The organism is Salinisphaera hydrothermalis C41B8, assembly GCF_000732535.1.
GTDB lineage: Bacteria > Pseudomonadota > Gammaproteobacteria > Nevskiales > Salinisphaeraceae > Salinisphaera > Salinisphaera hydrothermalis.
Genome location: NZ_APNK01000014.1, coordinates 1 through 21,985, shown reverse-complemented (window position 1 = coordinate 21,985; position 21,985 = coordinate 1). Strand labels below are relative to the sequence as shown.

Annotated in this window: 18 protein-coding genes; 8 read left to right on the top strand and 10 right to left on the bottom strand. The window is 62.0% G+C overall.

Annotated elements, in window-relative coordinates; all coding sequences use genetic code 11:
* The first annotated feature begins 27 nt into the window (after positions 1-27).
* Both C41B8_RS10515 and C41B8_RS10510 read left to right on the top strand, forming a co-directional pair.
* On the top strand, positions 28-1,032 hold the full coding sequence (locus C41B8_RS10515; RefSeq protein WP_037337772.1) for an amidoligase family protein: 1,005 nt from the start codon (positions 28-30) through the stop codon (positions 1,030-1,032).
* Positions 1,029-1,700: a gamma-glutamyl-gamma-aminobutyrate hydrolase family protein gene (locus C41B8_RS10510; protein WP_037337635.1), complete on the top strand. Its 672-nt coding sequence runs from the start codon at positions 1,029-1,031 to the stop codon at positions 1,698-1,700. The genes C41B8_RS10515 and C41B8_RS10510 overlap by 4 nt, the downstream gene beginning before the upstream one ends.
* A gap of 559 nt (positions 1,701-2,259) precedes the next feature.
* On the opposite strand, the gene C41B8_RS10505 is transcribed toward C41B8_RS10510, so the two are convergent.
* Entirely contained in the window at positions 2,260-2,466 is a 207-nt protein-coding gene (locus tag C41B8_RS10505) for a CsbD family protein (RefSeq protein ID WP_037337632.1), read from the bottom strand.
* A gap of 78 nt (positions 2,467-2,544) precedes the next feature.
* Positions 2,545-3,429 (bottom strand): formate/nitrite transporter family protein, encoded by an 885-nt coding sequence (locus C41B8_RS10500; protein ID WP_037337630.1) that lies wholly within the window; start codon positions 3,427-3,429, stop codon positions 2,545-2,547.
* A gap of 22 nt (positions 3,430-3,451) precedes the next feature.
* Between C41B8_RS10500 and C41B8_RS10495 the strand changes: the two genes are divergently transcribed.
* Entirely contained in the window at positions 3,452-4,309 is an 858-nt protein-coding gene (locus C41B8_RS10495; RefSeq protein WP_051883380.1) for a glutaminyl-peptide cyclotransferase, read from the top strand.
* Here the strand turns inward: C41B8_RS10495 and C41B8_RS10490 are convergent.
* The 5 genes from C41B8_RS10490 to rpmH all read right to left on the bottom strand — a co-directional run bounded on the left by C41B8_RS10490 (position 4,270) and on the right by rpmH (position 9,567).
* Positions 4,270-5,853, bottom strand: coding sequence for an FMN-binding glutamate synthase family protein (locus C41B8_RS10490; protein ID WP_037337627.1), 1,584 nt, complete (start codon positions 5,851-5,853; stop codon positions 4,270-4,272). The genes C41B8_RS10495 and C41B8_RS10490 overlap by 40 nt on opposite strands.
* A gap of 69 nt (positions 5,854-5,922) precedes the next feature.
* On the bottom strand, positions 5,923-7,284 hold the full coding sequence (gene mnmE / locus C41B8_RS10485; protein ID WP_037337624.1) for a tRNA uridine-5-carboxymethylaminomethyl(34) synthesis GTPase MnmE: 1,362 nt from the start codon (positions 7,282-7,284) through the stop codon (positions 5,923-5,925).
* 4 nt (positions 7,285-7,288) lie between these two features.
* On the bottom strand, positions 7,289-9,040 hold the full coding sequence (yidC, locus tag C41B8_RS10480; RefSeq protein WP_037337622.1) for a membrane protein insertase YidC: 1,752 nt from the start codon (positions 9,038-9,040) through the stop codon (positions 7,289-7,291).
* Between the two features lie 28 nt (positions 9,041-9,068).
* Entirely contained in the window at positions 9,069-9,428 is a 360-nt protein-coding gene (rnpA, locus tag C41B8_RS10475) for a ribonuclease P protein component (protein ID WP_037337619.1), read from the bottom strand.
* A gap of 4 nt (positions 9,429-9,432) precedes the next feature.
* The gene (rpmH, locus tag C41B8_RS10470; RefSeq protein ID WP_037337617.1) at positions 9,433-9,567 is read right to left on the bottom strand and encodes a 50S ribosomal protein L34; all 135 of its coding nucleotides are present in this window, start codon (positions 9,565-9,567) and stop codon (positions 9,433-9,435) included.
* Between the two features lie 182 nt (positions 9,568-9,749).
* Here rpmH and dnaA point away from each other — a divergent pair, with 182 nt between their 5' ends.
* The 4 genes from dnaA to gyrB all read left to right on the top strand — a co-directional run bounded on the left by dnaA (position 9,750) and on the right by gyrB (position 16,180).
* Positions 9,750-11,063, top strand: coding sequence for a chromosomal replication initiator protein DnaA (gene dnaA / locus C41B8_RS10465; protein ID WP_037337614.1), 1,314 nt, complete (start codon positions 9,750-9,752; stop codon positions 11,061-11,063).
* A gap of 255 nt (positions 11,064-11,318) precedes the next feature.
* A complete protein-coding gene (gene dnaN / locus C41B8_RS10460) occupies positions 11,319-12,419 on the top strand; it encodes a DNA polymerase III subunit beta (RefSeq protein WP_037337611.1) in 1,101 nt (366 codons plus the stop codon).
* A gap of 17 nt (positions 12,420-12,436) precedes the next feature.
* On the top strand, positions 12,437-13,510 hold the full coding sequence (recF, locus tag C41B8_RS10455) for a DNA replication/repair protein RecF (protein ID WP_051883379.1): 1,074 nt from the start codon (positions 12,437-12,439) through the stop codon (positions 13,508-13,510).
* A gap of 249 nt (positions 13,511-13,759) precedes the next feature.
* Positions 13,760-16,180 carry a DNA topoisomerase (ATP-hydrolyzing) subunit B gene (gene gyrB / locus C41B8_RS10450; RefSeq protein WP_037337609.1) on the top strand — a complete coding sequence of 807 codons (2,421 nt, stop codon included), beginning with the start codon at positions 13,760-13,762 and terminating at the stop codon, positions 16,178-16,180.
* A 478-nt stretch (positions 16,181-16,658) separates the two neighbouring features.
* Here gyrB and gmhB read toward each other — a convergent pair whose 3' ends face one another.
* The 3 genes from gmhB to glyQ are packed head-to-tail and all read right to left on the bottom strand — an operon-like array spanning position 16,659 to position 20,179.
* The gene (gmhB, locus tag C41B8_RS10445; protein ID WP_037337607.1) at positions 16,659-17,207 is read right to left on the bottom strand and encodes a D-glycero-beta-D-manno-heptose 1,7-bisphosphate 7-phosphatase; all 549 of its coding nucleotides are present in this window, start codon (positions 17,205-17,207) and stop codon (positions 16,659-16,661) included.
* Positions 17,208-19,286 (bottom strand): glycine--tRNA ligase subunit beta, encoded by a 2,079-nt coding sequence (gene glyS / locus C41B8_RS10440; protein ID WP_037337604.1) that lies wholly within the window; start codon positions 19,284-19,286, stop codon positions 17,208-17,210.
* On the bottom strand, positions 19,283-20,179 hold the full coding sequence (gene glyQ, locus C41B8_RS10435; RefSeq protein ID WP_037337601.1) for a glycine--tRNA ligase subunit alpha: 897 nt from the start codon (positions 20,177-20,179) through the stop codon (positions 19,283-19,285). The genes glyS and glyQ overlap by 4 nt, the downstream gene beginning before the upstream one ends.
* A gap of 252 nt (positions 20,180-20,431) precedes the next feature.
* On the opposite strand from glyQ, the gene glnA reads away from it, so the two are divergent.
* Positions 20,432-21,841: a glutamate--ammonia ligase gene (gene glnA, locus C41B8_RS10430; protein WP_037337598.1), complete on the top strand. Its 1,410-nt coding sequence runs from the start codon at positions 20,432-20,434 to the stop codon at positions 21,839-21,841.
* The last annotated feature ends 144 nt before the right edge of the window (positions 21,842-21,985 follow it).

Sequence of the window (21,985 nt, the reverse complement as noted above, 5' to 3'; positions counted from 1 at the left end):
GTTGAATATGCTGCACTGCACGATCTGATGAGCCACACTGCCGCCGATACGGCGAATCGACCGCTGCGACAGCCTTCGCGCCGCCATACGCAAGCGCATGTTCAGCGTCGGCTCGGCGTGGAACTTGAATTAACCGGCCTATCGATCGAGCGCATGGCAACGCGCATACAAGCCGTGCTCGGCGGACGGATCGTACCGCATAGCGCATATGAATACACGGTGGCCGACACCACATTCGGCGATTTCGCGGTCGAACTGGACTACGCCTATCTCAAGGCGCGCGGCCGCGAAGAAGGCGGCTCCGGCTTCTGGGACGAGATCGCGCAGCTGTCGGACGACTTGCTGGGGGCAGTCGCCAAGCATATCGTGCCACTGGAGATCGTGGCCCCGCCGATCGTGCTGGACCGGGTGCACGAACTGCATCCGCTGATTGCCGATCTGCGCGCGGCCGGGGCACGTGGCACGAATGTGTCCGCGATCTATGCCTTCGGTCTGCATTTCAATATCGAGGTGCCCGACACCGCGCCCGAAACGTTGCTGGACTATATGCGCGCCTTTGCCGTGGCCTTTGACTGGCTCAAGCGAGTGAGCGCGATCGATATCAGCCGCCGCGTTTTCCCTTATATCCAGCCCTATACCACGCCCTATGTGCGCCGCATCTGCGACACCGCCTACAAGCCCGACCAGACTACGCTGATCGAGGATTATCTGGCCGCCAATGCCAGCCGCAACCGCGCGCTGGACATGTTGCCGCTGTTCGCCTGGCTGGACGCCGAGCGCGTCGGCGCGGTGGTCGACGATGCCCTGGTGAAGGCCCGCCCCACGCTGCACTACCGTTTGCCGAACTGCGAAATCGAGCAGCCGGGCTGGGACTTGCACCCGGCCTGGGAGCACTGGTGCGTGATCGAGGAACTGGCCGCCGATCGCGATCGGCTCGACATGATCTGTGCCGACTACTGCGACGTGCTGGATGCGCCCCTGGGCGACCCGTTCGGCCGCTGGGGCGAACGCTTCGAGCAGTATCTGCGATGAGCCGACCGCGGATCGCCGTTACCGGCAAGGCCAGTCGCTGGGCACCGGGCTGGTGGTGTGCCGGGCTGGCGATCGTGCTGGCCGGCGGCTGGCCGGTACGTGCCACACCGACGAGACCCTGGCCACGTGACGTCGCCGGGGTGGTGATCGGGGGCGGTGACGACATCGCCAGCGACTGGTATGCCGCCAGCGTCGAGACCGATCAGGGTGCCGATCGCGCCCGCGATGCCTTTGAGCTCGAGGCCATCCGCGTGGCCAGGGCCGGCCGCCAGCCGATTCTCGGCATCTGCCGCGGGGCCCAGCTACTCAACGTGGCCGCCGGCGGTAGCCTGCACGCTGACATCACGCCCCGGCGCCGGTCCACCTCGGCGCGCGCGAACCCATTGCCCTGCAAGACGATCGTAATCCGCTCGGCCACGGGCCTGGCCCGGGTGCTGGGCGTCTCACGCCTGCGTGTAAACGGCCTGCATCATCAGGCCGTGGACCGGCTCGGCCAAGGGCTGATAATCGCCGCGCGCGACGCCGACGGCTTCGTGCAAGCCATCGAGGATCGTGCCGGCGCTCCCGTTCTGGGTGTTCAGTGGCACCCCGAATATCTGATCTATCGACGCGCTTCGCGGCGGCTGTTCACCGCCCTCGTTACAGTGGCGCGCCAACGGGGTTCATGAAAAAGGTGCTTCGCGAATTACCAGGGCCAAGGCGAGCCGGATCATGGCCTCGGCTGGATGGTTAGATGGACCGCGATGCCATTGTCTACGGAATACGCTAATCCCTGATGTGCCGTGTCTGTATTCCAGGCCCGTTGTGCGGCGACGGCGAGGCGCGGTGTCGGCGGGTGTCCGGCGCACGGCGCCGGTGCGGCCAGCCTGTCTGAGCGCCGCCAAAGCGGCGCGCCATCGCTATTAACTAGTTGGGCGCATCCCGCCGGCACTACGCCTCGACGTGAACCGGCGAAGCCGGCGCCGCGCCGGGTGCTCTTCTCTTGGTTACATCTGCCGAGCAAGCAAGAGAAGTGACTCGCGCTGCAGCGCGAAACCAAAGGTCGGCGAAAACGCGCGGGTAGGCCTTTCCAGGGACTGTTGCCGCCCCATTGAACTGCTTATTGGTATCTACCGATGCTTTAACCCTCGGAAGTCGCAGAGCGCCATGGCTCGGTGATCCGCGAAGAACCAAAAAAACCGGCGAGGGTCGCCCCCCGCCGGCTTTGTTTGGAACCGTGCAATACCGCTAGAAGTGGCGGCGCTCGAAGTCCTTGAGCATTTCCTCGGCTTTTTCCTTGGTCTCGCCGTATTTTTCCTGGATCTTGCCGAGCAGGTTCTCGCGCTTGCCGCGCGCCTCTTCGACATCGTCGTCAGTGAGACGTCCGAAATGCTCGCGGGCCTTGCCTTTGACTCGGTCCCAACGACCTTCCCATTTATCACTGGATTGCGCCATGGCAGTTGTCCTTATTGCTGAAGAACGAAGCTCGATCGTAACCGGGCCAGCCGTACCCCATATGAATGACGCACGGCCTCAACTTTCCCGGCTGGAATCGCTATAGGCGACCTGGGCGTAGTTGATGACCGCCACCATCAGAATACCGCCGACGATATTGCCGATCAGCGTCGGCAGGAAGAAATGCAGCAGGTATTCGAATACGGAGTGGCTACCGTGAAAGACACCGTAGAGCGCGGCCACCGAGCCGGCGATGATGTGCGGGAAGTGCGCCAGCCCGATCAGGAACGTCACGATGATGATTACGCCGACGCGCGCCGTCTCGGCGAACGGCATCAGCCACAGCATGAGCGCGACCAGCCAACCGGCGAACACCGCGCGGATCATGGTGGTGACGAACGAGGCTTCGTATTCGGTACCGGCGATACGGGCCAGCGCGCCGTTGATATCCGCGCTCAGTACATGGCCGTAGGCGAGCACGGCCGCGAATATGGCGGTCCCGACGATATTGGCGACCAACACCACCGCCCAGAGGTTGAGTGTGCGATTGACCGTGTCCATCCGGCGCACGCGCAGCACTTCCAGGATTGGCGTCAGCGTATTCTCGGTAAACAGTTGCTGGCGCCCTAGAATGACGAACAGAAAGCCCATGGAATAGCCGAAGCTGGAGATGATCGACTGCCACGCGCTGTCGGGCGTATAGGCCATGAGCAACGCCTGGGCGACGAACGAAAAGCCCATCGACAGGCCAGCGCCCAGCGCCGACCACGCCAGGCCCGGCAGCGGCCGCGTCAGCTCGGATTCGGCCTCGGCGCGGATCGCCTCGTACACCACGGCCGCACTGGGCGCCTCGCGACGACGGGCATCGCGGCGCTGGCGTGAATCGAGATCGTGGTCGCGTTCGTCGGGCTCGGGCGTCGGTTTATGGTCGTGCTCGACATCGGCCCGGGATTGTTCAGTCATGGGTATGGGAAGGGTCGAAGAGATGCATCATGTTACGCCGAAAAACCGCGCCGCGACGGGCTTTCGAGCGCGCTGGCGCAGTGCGGTGACGGCGGCCGTTGCATTCTGGCTGTTGCTGTGTGGCACGGGCTGCGCGGCTCCGCCCACGGTCGAGCCTGTACGCGCGCTCGCGCGCGTCGCGCACGACCCGGCCGCGTTCACCGAAGGCCTGCTAATCAGTCAGGGCATGCTCTACGAGAGCACGGGCAACTACGGCCACTCGGACATCCGACGCGTGGACCTCGCCAGCGGCCGCGTCCTGGCCCGGCACGCGCTGGCCGATCGTTACTTCGGCGAAGGTCTGGCTCTTTTCGGCGGACGCTTGTATCAGCTGACCTGGAAATCCGGCACCGGTTTCATCTATGACGCCGACACGCTGCGCCCGGTCGGGCGGTTTCACTATGCCGGCGAGGGCTGGGGGCTGACGCGCTGCGGGGCACAGCTGGTGATGAGCAACGGCTCGGCGACGCTGCAATTTGTCGATCCGGCCGATTTCACGGTCCAGCGCCGCCTCCGTGTTACCGAGAACGGCTCACCGGTGACCCATCTCAATGAACTGGAAACGATCGACGGGCTGATCTGGGCCAACGTCTGGCTCACGGACGACATTGTGCGGATCGACCCGGCCGACGGGCACGTGGTCGATCGCCTCGATGTATCAGCGCTGGCCGATTCGATGCCGGCGTCGGCCGACGTGCTCAACGGCATCGCCTACGACGCCCGGCGCGATCGCGTCTATATCACCGGCAAGTACTGGCCGACGCTGTTCCGCATCGCCCCGCCGCCCGCTCCGTCCGGCCTTCAGAAAGCGTCGGCCGACGCCCGCTGCCAGTCGCGCTGATAAGCCTCGGGGACCCGGTCGTTGAGGAAATCGCCCGAGCCCACTTTCGGATGCATGCTCTCGTAGGTCGCGGCCGGGCCGTGTTCGGGCCGGTGGTAGACGTGCACCGGCGACAGCTCTTCCGGCGAGGCCACCCCCAACGCTCCCGTGATGTCCATGAACGACTTGATGGTCGCGTCGTGGAAGTTGCGTACCTGCAACGATTTGCTCATCACTTCCAGCGCCTTGGCCCGGCGCGGATCCTGGGTGGCGACGCCGGTCGGGCAGGTATCGGTATGGCAGCGCCGCGACTGGATACAACCGGTGGAGAACATGAAACCGCGCGCCGAATTGCACATGTCGGCGCCGAGCGCGATCTTGACCACCATGTCGTAGCCCATCGCCACCTTGCCACTGGCAATAACGACGATATCGTCACGCAGGCCGATGCCGGTCAGGCAGTTGTGCACGAACGGCAGGGCTTCGTTGATATAGGTGCCGATGAAGTCCTCGAACTCGGTCGGCGCCGCGCCCGTGCCGCCTTCGGCCCCGTCGATGGTAATGAAGTCGGGCGTGATGCCGGTTTCGAGCATGGCCTTGCAGATGCCCATGAACTCGTACTGATGACCGAGGCAGAGCTTGAAGCCCACCGGTTTGCCGTGGGTGAGTTCGCGCAGCTTCTGCATGAACTCGAGCAGGCCCCGGGGCGTATCGAACTCGGGATGAGTGGCCGGCGACTGACAATCCTGGCCCTGCTCGATATCACGTACGCGGGCAATCTCGGCGGTCACCTTCTTGCCGGGCAGCAAGCCGCCGTGGGCCGGCTTGGCGCCCTGCGAGATCTTGATCTCGATCATCTTTACCTGTTCGGTGTTCGCCTTCTCGGCAAACTCGTCGGCGTTGAACGAGCCGTCCTTGTGCCGGCAGCCGAAATAGGCCGAGGCGATCTCCCAGATGAGGTCGCCGCCATGTTCGCGATGGTAGTCGCTGATCGCGCCCTCGCCCGTGTCCTGGGCGAAATTGCCGAGCTTGGCGCCGCGGTTCATGGCCGCCACGGCATTGCCCGACAACGAACCGAAGCTCATCGCGGAGATATTCAGGCGCGACGAACTATAGGGCTGGGAGCACTGGCTGTTGCCGATGGTGATGCGCGCGTGCTTGTCGTCCAGCGTCTTGGGCGCCATCGAATGCTGCGAGAACGAAAAGCCGGCGTCCTCAAAGTCGCGCATGGTGCCGAACGGCGAGGTATCGGGCTCGCCGCGGGCGCGCTTGTAGATAACTTCGCGTTGCTCGCGATTGAATGGCCGCCCGCTGGTCTCGGACTCGAAGAAGTACTGGCGCAGCTCCGGGCGCAGGAATTCCATCATGTAGCGCAGGTGTCCGATGACCGGGAAATTGCGCAACACGTTGTGGTGCGAGCGCAGATCGAACGCGCCGAGCACCGCCAGCAACAACAGAACGCCCCAGGCCCAGAGCCAGACCGGTGCGAATATCGCGAGTACGGCCCCCACCGCCAATGTGAACAATAAATAAATGGCGTAGATGAGGCGGGGATAGCCGAACATACCGCGTGCTCCCGGGCATCGAAATTGATCGGAGCATCATGCACCCGCCCCGGCGGCGGCTCCAACCGTTTATTTACCGATGCAAAAGCTGGAGAAGATTTCGCCGAGCAGATCGTCGCTGCTGACCCGGCCGGTGATTTCGGCCAGCGCGTTTTGGGCCAGCCGCAGCTCTTCGGCCAACAACTCGCCGGCGGCATCGACCACCAGCCGCTCGTGCCCGGTGGCCAGCGCCTCCGCTGCCCGATCGAGCGCAGCCAGATGGCGACGCCGCGCCACGAAGGCCGGTTCGGCATCGCCCTCGACGCCCACCAGCGACTTGAGATGCGCCGTCAGCTCTTCGAAGCCGCGCCCGTCAATCGCCGCCACTCGGACGGCTGTGCGGCCGCCGAGCGTCTCCGGTCCGGGCGCGTGGCCGGACAGATCGATCTTGTTGGCCACGATCGTCACGCCCATATCGGGCGGAATCTCGTCGAGCAGCGCGCGATCGGCATCGGTCAGTCCGGCTTGATCGTCGATCACCAGCAGGACACGATCGGCCGCGGCGACTTCGGCCCGGGCCCTGCGTACGCCTTCGGCTTCGACCGGATCGTCGGTCTCCCGCAGCCCGGCCGTGTCGACCAGGGTGAGCGGCAGGCCGTCGATCGACAACTGCTCGTGGAGCACGTCGCGCGTGGTACCGGCGATCTCGGTGACGATGGCGGTTTCGCGGCGAGCCAGCCGGTTGAGCAGGCTGGACTTGCCCACGTTCGGCCGGCCGAGAATGACCAGCCGCAGGCCGTCGCGAAAACCCGCGCCCTGGGCCGCGCGGGCACGCAGTGCTTGCAGATCCCGAGTGATGGCCGCGAGACGACCCTCGATCTCGCCGTCGGCGAGGAAATCGACATCGTCCTCGTCCGGGAAATCGATGGCCGCCTCGGTATAGACGCGCAGGCGGGTCAGGGCCTCGACCAGCGCTTCCACTTCGCGGGCGAAGGCGCCTTCGAGCGATCGAATGGCGGCACGGGCCGATACCCGGCTGCCGGCAGCGATGGCATCGGCGATCGCTTCGGCCTGATCGAGGCTGAGCTTGTCGTTCAGGAATGCGCGCTGGGAGAACTCACCAGGGCCGGCCAGCCGGGCGCCGAGTTCGACCAGCCGAGCGAGCAGTTCATCCACCAGAACCGGGCTGCCGTGGCCCTGCAGCTCGAGCACATGCTCACCGGTGAACGAGGCCGGGGCCGCGAAATACAGCACCACGCCCTGATCGATGGTGGCGCCGTCGGCGTCCGTGAATCGCGCCAACTCGGCCCGGCGCGGTACCGGCAGGCGCCCGATCAGGCGCTTTGCGATTTCGGGCACCGCGGGCCCGGAGACCCGTACCACCGCCACGCCGGCCTGGCCGGCGGCGCTCGCCAGCGCGGCGATGGTGTCGTTGGCGGCCGCGCCGCTCATGCGATCAGCTCTTGCTGGGCGCGTCCCGATGCAGGCCCTCGGCATCCAGCTTGCGGTAGATGTACCACTGCTGGGCGATGGTCAGCAGGCTGTTGGTGCACCAGTAGAGCACCAGGCCGGCCGGGAAGAAGCAGAAGAACACCGCCATGCCGATCGGCATGATCTGCATGATCCGCTGCTGCATCGGGTCCATCGCGACGTTCGCGTTCAGCTTCTGCTGGGCGAACATCACCAGACCGAAGATGATCGGCAGGATGAAGTACGGGTCTGGCGCCGACAGATCCTGGATCCACAGCACGAACGGCGCATGGCGCAGTTCCACCGATTCACGCAGCACCCAGTACAGCGAGATGAACACCGGCATTTGGACCAGCAACGGCCAGCAGCCGGCCATCGGATTGAAGCCCTCTTTCTTGTAGAGCTCCATCATCCGCTTTTGCAGTTCCTGCTTGTCGTCGCCGTACTGCTCCTTGAGTTTCTGCATGCGCGGCTGGAACTTGCGCATGCGCGCCATGCCGCGGAACTGAATCTCGGAGAGCTTGTAGAACAGCGCCTTGATCAGGAAGGTCAACAGGATGATCGACAGGCCCCAGTTGCCGACGATCGAGTGCAAATGATCCAGCACCCAGAAAATCGGGCGGGCCAGCACCGAGAACCAGCCATAGTCGACCGTCAGGCCAAGGCCGGGCGCGACCGCGTCGAGCTGGTCCTGGTATTTCGGGCCGATGAACAGTGTGGACTTGAGCTCGCTCGTGCTGCCCGGCGCAACGCTGTGTTGCTGGCCGACAAAGCCTGCGGCGTAACCGCCCGAGGCGCCCTTGATGGACTTGGGCTGGGCAAACAGGCGCACCTTGGCATCGGATGGCGGGATGACCGCGCCAATGAAGTAGTGCTGGACCATCGCGATCCAGCCGCCCTGCTGGTTCAGCGACAGCTTGTCGGAGGCCAGATCGTCGCGGCCGCGCTGCTGATAGGAGTAGTCGCTGCCGTTCTTGTGCTGATACCAGCCCACGCCGAAGAAGGCGTGCGAGAAGGGCACGTCGCCGGTGTTCTCGTGCGGGGCACGCCAGTAGCGCACGTATTGCGATAGCGGCCACGGCTGCGACGACTGGTTCTGGATGTTGTAGTCGAGCCCGATCTTGTAGCTGCCACGGTGGAAGACGTAGATCTTGGTGACCTTGTGGCCCTTGTTATCGGTCCAGGTCAGCGGCACGCGGAGCGTGTCCTGGCCTTTGGCCATGCGATATTCGGTCTTCGCCGACTGATAAGTCGTGTTGTGGTTGGGCGCATCCCCGCCCTGCGAGATCAGACCACTCTGCTCGATGAAGAAATCGGGCAGCGAATCGTTGATCAGGCGCAGATTGGTGTCGGGATGCTTGTCGGACAGCGGTACGCCCCGCAGCGCGACCTCACGCAGATCGCCGCCATGGGTATTGATCGTGACGTCCAGCTTGTCGGTGACGATATGCACCTTCTGGCCGGCATCGGATACCGGGGTCGGCTCGGCGCCGGGTGCAGCGGCCGTCGCGCTTGGCGTGCCACTCCCGCCACTGCCACTGCTGGCCGTGCTGGAGCCCTGGCTCGATGGCGTGCCGATATCGGGCACGTCGGAACCGTTGTCGGACTGGGCCTGCTGACTCGTCTGCTGCGCGCTGCCGGGCGAATTCTTCGGCGCGTAGTCCGTCTGCCATGCCTGGTAGAGGAAGAAGCAGATGACGGCGGCCGCACAAAGCAGTGCGAAACGAATATTGTCCATGCGAGGCGTGTATCCCTGACGTTGGGCGCTAGTCCGCGGTCCGCGCCAGCCGTCGCCAGATGCGGGCGAGCTGCGCGGTCAGCGTTGCGTTGTCCATGGTGGCCGTTCGGCTACGAGCCAGCACGACGATATCAGTCGCCGGCAGATCGGCCCGCACATGCCGGAAGGATTCGCGGACGACGCGTTTGACGCGGCTGCGATCCACGGCACGGCGGATTCGCCGCTTGGCCAGCGCCAGCCCGAGTCGCGCGTGATCGTTGCCGTTAGCGGCGGCAATGACCACAAACCCATCGCAGACGAATTTTTCACCGCCGGCAAAAACGGCGGTGTACTGCGACGGTCGAAGCAGGCGCGCCGCGCGTGGAAACGTCGCCTGCCGCTGCCTCACGGTTTTACGGCGTCAGGCGCTTGCGGCCCTTGGCACGACGGGCGGCCAGGACACGACGGCCGTTTTTCGTCGCCATGCGTGCGCGGAAACCGTGCGTACGCTTACGACGCAGATTGCTGGGCTGAAAAGTGCGTTTCATAACGTTCTCGACTCGCGCCTGCGTCGGCGCATTGCAAGGAAAAGAGCGCGGGATTCTAGTCTCGTCCGAGCCCGCTTGCAAGCTGGAATAACACTGTGGATAAGTTGTGATTGCTGGGTTATCTTGTCGGGCCGTCGTGCTCGGCGGGGCACGCCGTGTTTTGCCGCAATGGAGCGATCGAGTTGGCGAATACCCTTTGGCAGCGCTGTCTGAGCCACATCGAGACGCGACTTCCGGAAAAAGACGTCAATCTCTGGCTGCGCCCGCTCGAGGCCCACTTCGGCGAAGATGGACTGGATCTGATGGCCCCCAACGAGGTGGTGCGCGATCAGGTCGAGCGCGAGCTGCGGGCGCCCATCGCCAATGCTCTGAGCGAACTCGGCGAGCAACCCCGGCGTATTCGTGTGCTGGTCGGCGGTGGCCGGCGCAGCGAGGCAGCCGAAATCGACGAGGGCCCGGCTCTCACCGATACCAAACGCCACAATCTCGATTCGCGTTATACCTTCGAATCGTTCGTTCAGGGCAAGTCGAACCAGATCGCCCGGGCCGCGGCGGAACAAGCCGCCGACCCCGAGAATATGGCCTACAACCCCCTGCTGATCTATGGCGGCGTGGGGCTGGGCAAGACGCATCTGATGCAGAGTGTCGGCCACCGCCTACTGGCCAATAATCCGCGGGCACGCATCGCCTATGTGCGCTCCGAGCATTTCGTCAATGAAATGATCACGGCTATCCGTCATAACCGGATGGATCAGTTCAAGGAGCATTACCGCACCCTCGAAGCGCTGTTGATCGACGACATCCAGTTCTTCGCCAACAAAGACCGCTCGCAGGAAGAGTTTTTCCACACGTTCAACTCTCTGCTCGAAGCGAACCAGCGCATCGTGATTACCTGCGATCGCTTCCCGAAAGAAGTCGAAGGCCTCGAGGATCGCTTGAAATCCCGTTTCTCGTGGGGCCTGTCGGTGGCCGTCGAGCCACCCGAGCTCGAGACCCGGGTCGCCATCCTGTTGTCCAAGGCCGAAGCCCACAACGTCGATCTGCCGCAGGAAGTGGCGTTCTTCATCGCCAAGCGGGTGCGCTCGAATGTGCGCGATCTCGAAGGGGCCCTGCATCGCCTGAAGGCCTCGGCCCAGATCACCGGTGCCCCGATCACCGTCGACTTCGCCAAACAGGCGCTCTACGACATGCTCGCGGTCTACGACCGGCTGGTCACGCTGGAGAACATCCAGAAGACCGTCGCGGAGTATTTCAAGATCCGGCTCGCCGATCTGCTCGGTAAGAAACGGACCCGGTCGATCGCACGGCCGCGTCAGCTGGCCATGGCACTGGCCAAGGAACTGACCAACCACAGCCTGCCGGAGATCGGCCAGGGTTTCGGGGGACGCGACCATACGACGGTTCTGCACGCCTGCCGCAAGGTCAAGGAACTACGCGAGACCGATACCCGCATGGACGAGGATTACGTCAATCTCAGTCGAATTCTCACCAGCTAGTTGTGGGTAAGTCGTGCATAACTCGAGTGCGTTATCGAAGGCTGCCCCGGGACGAAAAACAGCACACAAAAAGTCCACAGGCAGACAACAGCTTCGACACCGCACTCACAACAACATAAGAAGCAAAGTAAATAATTGAATATAAAAATAAAAACGAGTTATTCACAGATTTTCGTCACAACTGTTGTGACTACTACTGACTTTTCTTTAAGCGCTTAAGACAACAAGGCGGAGACCGTTCGGAGACCCCAAGCCATGCAGTTCTCAGTCCAACGCAGAGATATCCTGTCCGCGCTACAGACCGTGATCGGTGTGGTGGAACGACGGCAGACCATGCCCATCCTGTCGAACGTTTTGATCCAGGGGGGCAACAACCAGCTCACGATCACGGCAACCGACCTGGAACTCGAACTGGTGACCCAATGCCCGGCGGTAATCGAGGCACCCGGTGAGATCGCGGTACCGGCTCGCAAGCTGCTCGACATTTGTCGAGGTTTGCCGGAAGACGCCGAGATCACATGCCGACAGGACGCCAACCAGACCCGTGTTCAGTCAGGCCGGTCACGCTTCACGTTAGCGAGTCTCTCAGCACAAGACTGGCCTCACCTGGACGAAGTCGAATCGGGACAAGCCATCAATATTCCCGAGAGCATGCTCAAGCAATTGCTCGACCGGACTCATTTCGCGATGGCACACCAGGATGTTCGTTACTATCTCAACGGGTTATTGCTATCCCTGCGGCACGATCACGTGCGTTGTGTAGCAACCGACGGCCACCGCCTGGCTATGAGTGAGTCTCCAATCGATCTCGATATCGAAGAAGCGCAACAGGCAATCGTTCCCCGTAAAGCGATTACTGAACTGGTTCGCCTGCTCGGTAACAGCGAAGCCGAGATCACGCTTTGGTTGTCGAACAAACACCTTCGTTTACAGCTCGCCGGGTTGAATTTCACGACCAAGTTGATCGATGGTCGTTTCCCGGATTACGAGCGCGTTATTCCGGACAACCCGGAACGCCAGATGCAGGCGCATCGCGATACGATCCGGCAGGCACTATCACGAACCGCCATTCTGTCGAACGAAAAATTCGGTGGCGTGCGGTTATCCCTGTCCCAACATACGCTCAAGCTGCAGGCACAGAACGTCGAACGCGAAGAAGCCGAAGACGAGATTGAGGTCAGCTACGACCACGAACCGATGGAAATCGGTTTCAATGTCAGCTATTTACTCGATGCACTCGGCGCCATGAATACAGAAGAATTCCGCTTATCGCTGTCGGGACCGGACAGCAGCGGGTTGCTCCAGGCGGTGGGTGACGAGTACAGCCGATATGTCGTCATGCCGATGCGGTTGTAGCCGACTCAGGATTGTGCATGCGACTCGAGTCGCTTTATATCGAGAATTTTCGATGTATTGAACGCTGCGATATCGAGCTGTCGCCCGGGGTCAATTGCATTGTCGGCGATAACGCATCCGGCAAAACCAGTTTCCTCGAAGCGATCTATATCCTCGGTCGGGGTGAGTCTTTTCGCCAGTCTCGATTGGGGCAAGCTATTTGTCATGGCAGCGATGCGCTGACGATTCGTTCACGTCTGAATAATCATGAAGGCAGTCGCCATCGCATCGGCTGCCATGTGACCCGTCAGACGCATCAGTTAAAGCTCGACGATCAGGCTGAAACAAGACGCTACGATCTGATCAGCGTATTGCCTTTACAGCACATCGACCCCAATGTTCATCGACTGCTGGAACAGGGCCCGAAATATCGACGGCATTTTCTGGACTGGGGTGTGTTTCACGTGGAACACGCTTTTTTCCCGGCATGGCGACGTTATCGCCGCGCTCTGAAACAACGTAACCGCGCCTTGCGTGCTCACCGCCCCAAACATCAAGTCATCGCCTGGGACGCCGAGTTAGTGCAACAAGGCGAAATTATCGACGCGTGTCGCCGACAATACCTCGAACATATAAAACGCCGATTACCGGTGACGGCGCGACAGCTCGTCGGCGACGATGAGCTGGATCTGACTTATCACCCGGGCTGGCGTGGTGACGAGGGATTTGGCCATGCGATGGCCAGCAGCCTGAAACAGGATTTACGCGCTGGCTTTACCCAACAAGGACCGCACCGGGCGGATATCCGCGTTTCCATTGCTTCGACAAACGCGCGGGACTGGGTTTCGCGTGGACAACAAAAACTTTTAACTGCGGCGCTGCTGTTGGCGCAAGCGGATATTCTCCAATCGACGCGAGGCGTTCAACCCGTTCTGCTACTCGACGACATGGCCGCGGAGCTTGGCGAGACTTATCGTGCTGCTCTCGCCGCGGAAATCGAGCGTCTCGGCGTACAATGTTTTCTGACATTTTTGAGCCCCGATCTCATCCCGCGAGAGTTGAGTGAGACACGAATGTTCCACGTGAAACAGGGGCGAATCGCAATGGCCTGATCCCTGGAAAACCGTTTCCTGGCCGACACGGATCCGAGAGTGGATTCCCAATACTGTCACCGGGCAAAGGCTGTTTGCGACATGTCGGCTGGTGGCGGGTTATTAGGTCGGTGCTTGGCACAACGCAGAACCCGGCGGTGTGTCCCGTCCCATGATTTCGAATTCACGGCTCACATCAACATGATCGGGCCGTAAGCACGGCAGTCGTGCTAAAATCAAGTGTTTATTTCTAACCTTCGGGTTGATTCGATGGCTGATTCCAACGGCGATTACAACTCCAGCAGTATCAAGGTCCTGAAAGGACTGGAAGCTGTGCGCAAACGGCCGGGTATGTACATCGGCGATACCGATGACGGCACCGGTTTGCATCACATGGTGTTCGAAGTCGTCGACAACGCTATCGATGAGGCGCTTGCCGGATATTGCAAGGAGATCCTGGTCACGATCCATCGTGACCAGAGCATTACGGTGTCTGACGACGGGCGCGGTATTCCGGTCGATATGCACGAAGGTGAAGGCAAGCCGGCCGCCGAGGTCATCATGACCGTTCTGCATGCCGGCGGTAAATTCGACGCCAATTCCTACAAGGTGTCGGGCGGCCTGCACGGGGTTGGCGTGTCGGTGGTCAACGCGCTATCCGATAAGTTGGAACTCAACATTCATCGGGACGGTCATCATTATCGCCAGACGTATAGCATGGGCGAACCGCTGGACGAGCTCAGCGTTCTTGGCGATACCGATGCAACCGGGACTTCGATTCATTTCCACCCGAGCCCGGAAGTCTTTACGAATATCACCTTCAATTACGACATTCTGGCCAAGCGCCTTCGCGAGCTGTCGTTTTTGAACTCCGGTGTGCGTATTCGTCTGGTCGAGGAGGCCAGCGAACGCGATGTGGTCTTCGAATACGAAGGCGGTATTCGGGCGTTCGTTGAGAACCTCAACGAAAACAAAACACAGCTCCACGACACCGTGTTCTATTTCACGACCGAGCGCGACGAGATCGTCGTCGAAGTCGCGATGCAGTGGAACGACTCCTATCAAGAGAGCGTGTTCTGCTATACGAATAATATTCCGCAGCGGGATGGGGGCACGCATCTCGCCGGTTTCCGTGGTGCCTTGACCCGTTCGCTCAACGGCTATATCGAATCCGAGGGTCTGGCCAAGAAAGAAAAGGTTTCGCCCACCGGCGACGATGCCCGCGAGGGACTGACTGCCGTGATCTCGGTCAAGGTGCCGGATCCGAAGTTCTCCTCGCAGACCAAGGAAAAATTGGTGTCTTCCGAAGTGCGGGCGGCCGTGGAATCCTCGGTCAGTGAGCAGCTCAACGACTTCCTGCTGGAGAATCCGCGCGAAGCCAAGCTGATCGCGGCCAAGGTAGTCGACGCCGCTCGGGCACGCGATGCGGCGCGGCGTGCACGCGATATGACGCGGCGCAAGGGCGCGCTGGATATCGCGGGCCTGCCCGGCAAATTGGCCGATTGTCAGGAGAAAGACCCGTCGGCCTCCGAACTGTTTCTGGTCGAGGGCGACTCGGCCGGTGGTTCCGCCAAGCAAGGGCGTGATCGTCATAATCAGGCGATCCTGCCGCTCAAGGGTAAGATTCTGAACGTCGAAAAAGCGCGGTTCGACAAGATGTTGTCGTCGGCCGAGGTCGGCACGCTGATTACGGCTCTGGGCTGCGGTATCGGGCGCGACGAATACGACCCGAGCAAGCTGCGTTACCACCGCATCATTATCATGACGGACGCCGACGTCGACGGCTCGCATATTCGAACGCTGTTGCTGACGTTCTTCTATCGTCAGATGTTCGAGTTGATCGAGGCCGGCTATATCTATATTGCCCAGCCGCCGTTGTACAAGGTGAAGTCGGGCAAGCAGGAATACTACGTCAAGGACGACAAGGAGCTGTCGAACTATCTCCTGCGCCTGGCGTTGAACAAAGCGGAATTCCGGGTCTCGGCCGACGCCCCGCCGATCGCCGAGGACGCCCTGGCGGATCTGGCGCATCGTTATATGGCCATGCTGGAAGATATCGATCGCCTGGCGCGTCGGTTCGACCCGGCGACGCTCACCGAAATGACGTATCTCGAGCCGGTCTCGCCGAGCCTGTTTGCCGACGCCGATCGTATGCAGGCATGGGCGAATGCGTTACAGGCAAGACTCGATGCCCGCGACGAGCCGCGGCATCGCTACGAGGTACAAATCGAGCCGGCAGACGACGAGCACCCGCTGCATCTGCAGGTCACGCGCTACAGCCATGGTATTCCGCATATTTTTGTGTGGCACGAAGACTTCTTCACCAGCCCGGAATACACGCGCATCTCCGGTCTGGGCCAGGAGCTGATCCAGCTTATCGGCGAAGGCGCCTATGTGACCCGCGGTGAGCGCGAGCAGCAGGTTTCGACATTCGACGAGGCCTACCGCTGGTTGCTCGAGCAGGCCAAACGCGGGCTCAACGTCCAGCGCTACAAAGGGCTGGGCGAGATGAATCCCGAGCAGCTCTGGGAAACCACGATGGATCCCAACAGCCGCCGCTTGATGCAAGTAAAAATCGACGACGCGGTTGGCGCCGACCAGATCTTCACCACGCTCATGGGCGATCACGTCGAGCCCCGTCGTGAATTCATCGAGCGCAATGCGCTGATGGTGTCGAATCTGGACGTCTAGCGCGGACCGACCGCGTATCCTGGCGTCCCGGCAAGCGCTAAGATAAGCACCGCCTCGCACCAAGACCCTCAGCGTTCGCTGAGGGTCTTTTTAGTGGCTTGGCGCGGCCGGTGCCCTGCATGGTGTTCGATCGTTGGCTCAGCGGCCTTGTGGCGCGTCGGTTGGGTCGACGTTTGGCGTTCGTGAACGGACGAAGCGTCTTTTTACGGAGCCGACCGGACCAGATCCAGGATCCGACCGAGTGGGGTGTAGATCAGGGCGACACGCTCCGACGCCTATCGATTTCGTGTGAGGTGCCTGCACACGGCGTGCGTCCGAAGCGGGGAGTGTCGTCTCGGCGCGCGGATGATCGACGTCGGATACGAGCGTCGCGTCGAGGAATGGCGGACAGGCAATCGAGACGATGGGGTGAGCCGCACGCGACCTCGACTTTCACGACGCCGCAACAACCCGGTGCGGGCCGGGGCTTCAGGGAGGATCAGGCTCGGCTGCGTGCGGCAAGCAGGTGGTCGACCGTCGACGACAGATCGTCAAAGATCCGGGTGTCGCGCCAGCGGGGATCGCTCGGGTCGATCGGCTTGCCGGTACGCACGCCGAACCCGGTGACGCCAGCGGCCCGCGCCGCCTCGATATCCGTGGCACTGTCGCCGATCATCACACAGTCGAGTGGTTTGAGGTTCCAGCGGCGGAGAATGTCTTCCACCAACCCGGGGCGCGGTTTACGGCAGGCGCACGCATCATCGGCGGTATGCGGGCAGAAGAAGATGCCGTCCAGCGCGACCCCTAGCTCTGACAACTGGCGTGTCATCTTGTCGTGGATGGCGAACAAGTCGTCGTAGTCGAACAGGCCGCGGCCGAGCCCCGACTGATTCGAGGCCACGACGACACGCAGCCCGGCATGTTTCAGCCGGGCAATGGCTTCCAGGCTGCCGGGGATTGGCTGCCATTCCGAGGGCGATTTGATGAACGCTTCGCTGTCGTGATTAACGACGCCGTCGCGGTCGAGAATCGCCGTCGAGACGGTCATTCAGGCGGCCTCCACCGAGAGACAAGAGATGTCGGCAACACGCCGACAAAGCCGGTCGATCTGAGCCAGCAGAGCCAGCCGGTTGCGCTGTAGGGCCGGGTCGTCGCTCATGACCATGACCTCGTTGAAGAACGTGTCGAGCGGCTCGGCGAGGGGCGCGATTGCCGAGAGCGCCGTTGCATAATCGCCCGTACGGGCCGCATCCTCAACTGTAGTCGAGCTGTCCGATAGACTGCGATACAAGGCGCTTTCAGCGGCGTCGACCATGCTATTGGGGTCGGCTGCATCGGCCACTTCGGCGTCGGCGTTGCGCTTGAGGATATTGCGAATTCGCTTGTGCGCGCCACAAACGACGGGTGCGGCGGGCAGCTGCGCGAATTCGCCGACGGCACGTACTCGGCGATCGAAATCCAGCATATCCGAAATTTGCAGCGACGCGATCGCTTCGAAGTGAGCCACCGGCACGCCTTGCTCGGTGTAATAACCGCGCAGACGTTCCATGTGAAACATCCATAGCGCTTCGGCTGTCCCTTCCGGGGCCGCCACCGGTTGCAGGTCCAGCGCGGTGTCCAGAAGCCGGCGCAGGTCGATCGCGATTTCACCTTCGATCAAGGTGCGCACAACGCCCAGAGCCGCACGGCGGAGCCCGAACGGGTCCTTGTCGCCACTCGGACGTTTATCGATGGCGAAGATGCCGGCCAGGGTGTCGAGGCGATCGCCCAGTGCAATACAGCGTCCGACGGCGGTGGTCGCGATCGGGGCGCCGGCGCCCGACGGCGCATATTGCTCCGGCAGGGCCTCTGAAACCGCGGCGTTTTCGCCTTCAAGCTGCGCGTAATAGCCGCCCATCACGCCCTGAAGCTCCGGGAACTCGCCGACCATCTCGGTGAGGAGGTCCGTTTTTGCCAGTTCGGCAGCGCGGGCAACATCGGTATGATCGGCGCCGACGGCATCCGCCAGCTCGCCGGCGATACGGCCCAGGCGCACACTCTTGTCGCCCAGCGAACCCAGCGATTGCTGGAAGCTCACACGGCCGAGATCCGGAATACGCGTGGCCAGGCCGTGGCGACGATCCTGTTCCCAGAAAAAGAAGGCATCCGCCAGGCGCGGGCGAATGACGCGTTCGTTGCCGGCGACCACCTGCGCCGGATCCCGGCTTTCGATGTTGGCGACCGTGACGAACCCCGCCACCAGAGCACCCGATTCACCTTCGACCGGGAAATAACGCTGGTGTCCTTCGAGCGTGGCGATAAGCACTTCACGCGGCAGCTCGAGATAGCGCGTATCGAAGCGGCCCGCGATACCGACCGGCCACTCGACCAGCGCGGTCACTTCGGCCACGAGTTCATCGTCGATCAACGCCTGTCCGCCCAGCGACTGAGCGGCGGCGACCACGGCGTCGAGCACGAGCTGACGCCGTTCGTCGATATCCACGACGACACGGCCGGGGTTTCTCAACTGTTCGACGTACGAGCCCGCGCTGGCGATCTCGATGGTGTCGGGATGATGAAAACGATGCCCGAGAGTCTGGCGATCCGCGTGTTCGCCGAACACCGATAGAGGCAGCACGGCGTCGCCGTGCAGGGCGACTACCCAGTGCACCGGGCGTACGAACGCCGCCTCGGAATCGCCCCAGCGCATGCGTTTCGGAATCGGCAGTGCGCGCAGCGCGGCATCCACCGCCGGTTGCAACAGCTCCGCCAAGGGCCGGCCTTCGGCCGTGCCGCGATAGACCAACCGTCGGCCCTTGTCGCTATCCTCGATTTCCAGCGCGTCGATCGTGGTGCCGACCGAGCGGGCGAAACCTTCGCCAGCCTTGGTCGGATTGCCGTCGCTGTCGTAGGCGATGTCGACGGTGGGCCCGTATTTTTCCACGCGTTCGGCCGCACTGGCGGAGGCGGCATCGACGATATACACCGCCAGCCGTCGCGGCGTCGCCAGACAACGGACGGCGCCATGCGCGAGACCAGCCTCGTCGAACTGGGCCGCCAGCCCGTCGGCGAATGCCTGGGCAAGCGGCTGCATGGCCTTCGGCGGAAGTTCCTCGACGCCGATTTCGATCAGGAGGTCTGCACTCATGCCGCGTCGTCGTCCTTCTTGAGCATGGGAAAACCGAGCGCTTCACGCGCGTCGTAGTAAGCCTTGGCCACCGCACGGGCCAGCGTACGAACCCGCAGAATAAAACGCTGGCGTTCGGTTACCGAGATCGCATGGCGTGCGTCCAGCAGGTTAAAGGTGTGCGAGCACTCCAGCATGCGCTCGTAGGCCGGTAGCGGCAGGTTCGATTCCACCAGCGTCAGGCATTCGGCCTCGAGTTCGTCGAAGCGTCGGAACAGCGCCTCGACCGGGGCATGCTCGAAGTTATAGGTCGACTGCTCGACTTCGTTCTGATGGAACACGTCGCCGTAGTAGACCGTGCCGTAAGACGAATCCGACCACACCAGGTCGTACACCGATTCGACGTTCTGGATGTACATCGCGATGCGTTCCAGACCGTAGGTGATTTCGCCGGACACCGGACGACAATCGAGGCCGCCGACCTGCTGGAAATAAGTGAACTGGGTGATTTCCATGCCGTTGAGCCAGATTTCCCAGCCCAGACCCCAAGCGCCCAGCGTCGGTGATTCCCAGTTGTCCTCGACGAAGCGCACGTCGTGGATCGACATATCCAGACCGAGTGCCTCGAGCGACCCGAGATACTGGGCCTGGATGTCCTTGGGCGACGGTTTGAGCAACACCTGAAACTGGTAGTAGTGCTGCAGCCGGTTCGGATTGTCGCCGTAGCGACCGTCCGTCGGACGCCGCGACGGCTGGACATAGGCCGCCCGCCAGGGTTCCGGGCCGATCGAGCGCAGAAACGTTGCCGAATGGAACGTGCCCGCGCCAACGGGCATGTCCAGCGGCTGCACGACGACGCAGCCGCGTTCGGCCCAGTACTGCTGCAGCGTGAAAATGAGCTGTTGGAAATCCATGCCAGTGCACCGTTTGATCAGGCCGCGATTGTACCGGAAGGCTTGCCGCCGCTGGGGCCGGGGCTTTGCACCATTTTAATGCACCAATATAGAGCGGCTCTTTTTTGGTGCGGTTTGTGATCTTTTTTGGTGCGGACGCCGGTCGCCAGTTTGCGGATGCGTTGTAGATGACGTGGCACGGAACCTGCCTTTATAGTGCGTCTGTTGTACGGGCGATACCGGGCAGCTGAGTTCCATCCAAGAGGAGTCATCATGGCGAGTAGTAAGGCGCTCGAACTAATCAAGAAGACCGAAGCGAAATTCGTGGACTTTCGTTTCTGCGACGCGCGTGGCAAAGAGCAGCACATGACCATGCCGGCGCACGTCGTCGACGAAGAGTTCATGGAAGAAGGCAAGATGTTCGACGGCTCGTCGATTGATGGCTGGAAAGGCATCAACGAGTCCGACATGGTGATGATGCCGGACGACGATTCGGCCGTGCTGGATCCGTTCTTCGAAGAGCCGACCGTCAACATTCGTTGCGACGTGCTCGAACCCAACACCATGATGGGCTACGAACGCGATCCGCGGACCGTGGCCAAGCGGGCCGAGGCGTATCTGGCCTCGACCGGCATCGCCGATACCGCGCTGTTCGGCCCGGAAGCCGAGTTCTTCATCTTCGACTCGGTGAACTGGCACAACGAAATGCGCGGCGCCGGGTTCTCCGTCGATTCCGAAGAAGCGTACTGGAACAGCGAAACCCGCTATCCCGAAGGCAACATGGGCCATCGCCCGGGCATCAAGGGCGGCTATGTGCCGGTGCCGCCGGTCGATTCCCAGCACGACATCCGTTCGGCCATGTGCCTGGCGATGGAAGAGATGGGCCTGACCGTCGAAGTGCACCACCACGAAGTGGGCACAGCGGGCCAGGGCGAGATCGGCATGCTGTTCAACACGCTGGTCAAGAAGGCCGACGAAACGCTGATCTACAAGTACTGCGTGCAGAACGTCGCCCATGCCTTCGGCAAGACCGCGACCTTCATGCCGAAGCCGCTCGTCGGCGACAACGGCTCGGGCATGCATGTGCACCAGTCGTTGACCAAGGACGGCAAGAACATCTTCTCCGGCGACGAATACGGCGGTCTGTCCGAAGAAGCGCTGTATTACATCGGCGGCATCATCAAGCATGCCAAGGCCATCAACGCCTTCGCCAATGCCTCGACCAACAGCTACAAGCGTCTGGTCAAGGGCTTCGAGGCGCCGGTGCTGCTGGCTTACTCGGCCCGTAACCGCTCGGCGTCGATCCGTATTCCGTGGGTCTCCTCGCCGAAGGCGCGTCGTATCGAAGTGCGTTTCCCGGATCCGACCGCGAACCCGTACTTCGCCTTCTCGGCCATGATGATGGCCGGCCTCGACGGCATCCAGAACAAGATCCACCCGGGCGAAGCCATGGACAAGGATCTGTACGACCTGCCGCCGGAAGAAGAGAAGAAGATCCCGACCGTTGCTCAGTCGCTGGAAGAAGCGCTGCAGGCGCTGTCGGCCGATCGCGACTTCCTCAAGAAGGGCGACGTGTTCACCGACGATCTGATCGACGGCTACATCGATCTCAAGATGGAAGAAGTGCTGCGTCTGAAGATGAGCACGCACCCGGCCGAGTTCGATATGTACTATTCCTGCTAGGCCGCAGGCACTGTAGGCGGCCCGTGGCGGCCGCCGCAGCATTCAAGGGCGCATCCGTCACGATGGATGCGCCCTTTTTTTAGGTTCTTCGCAGATAAGCGTGAAAGGCGGCGGTGACCGCATGGCTTAAGCTTGGATTGCTAC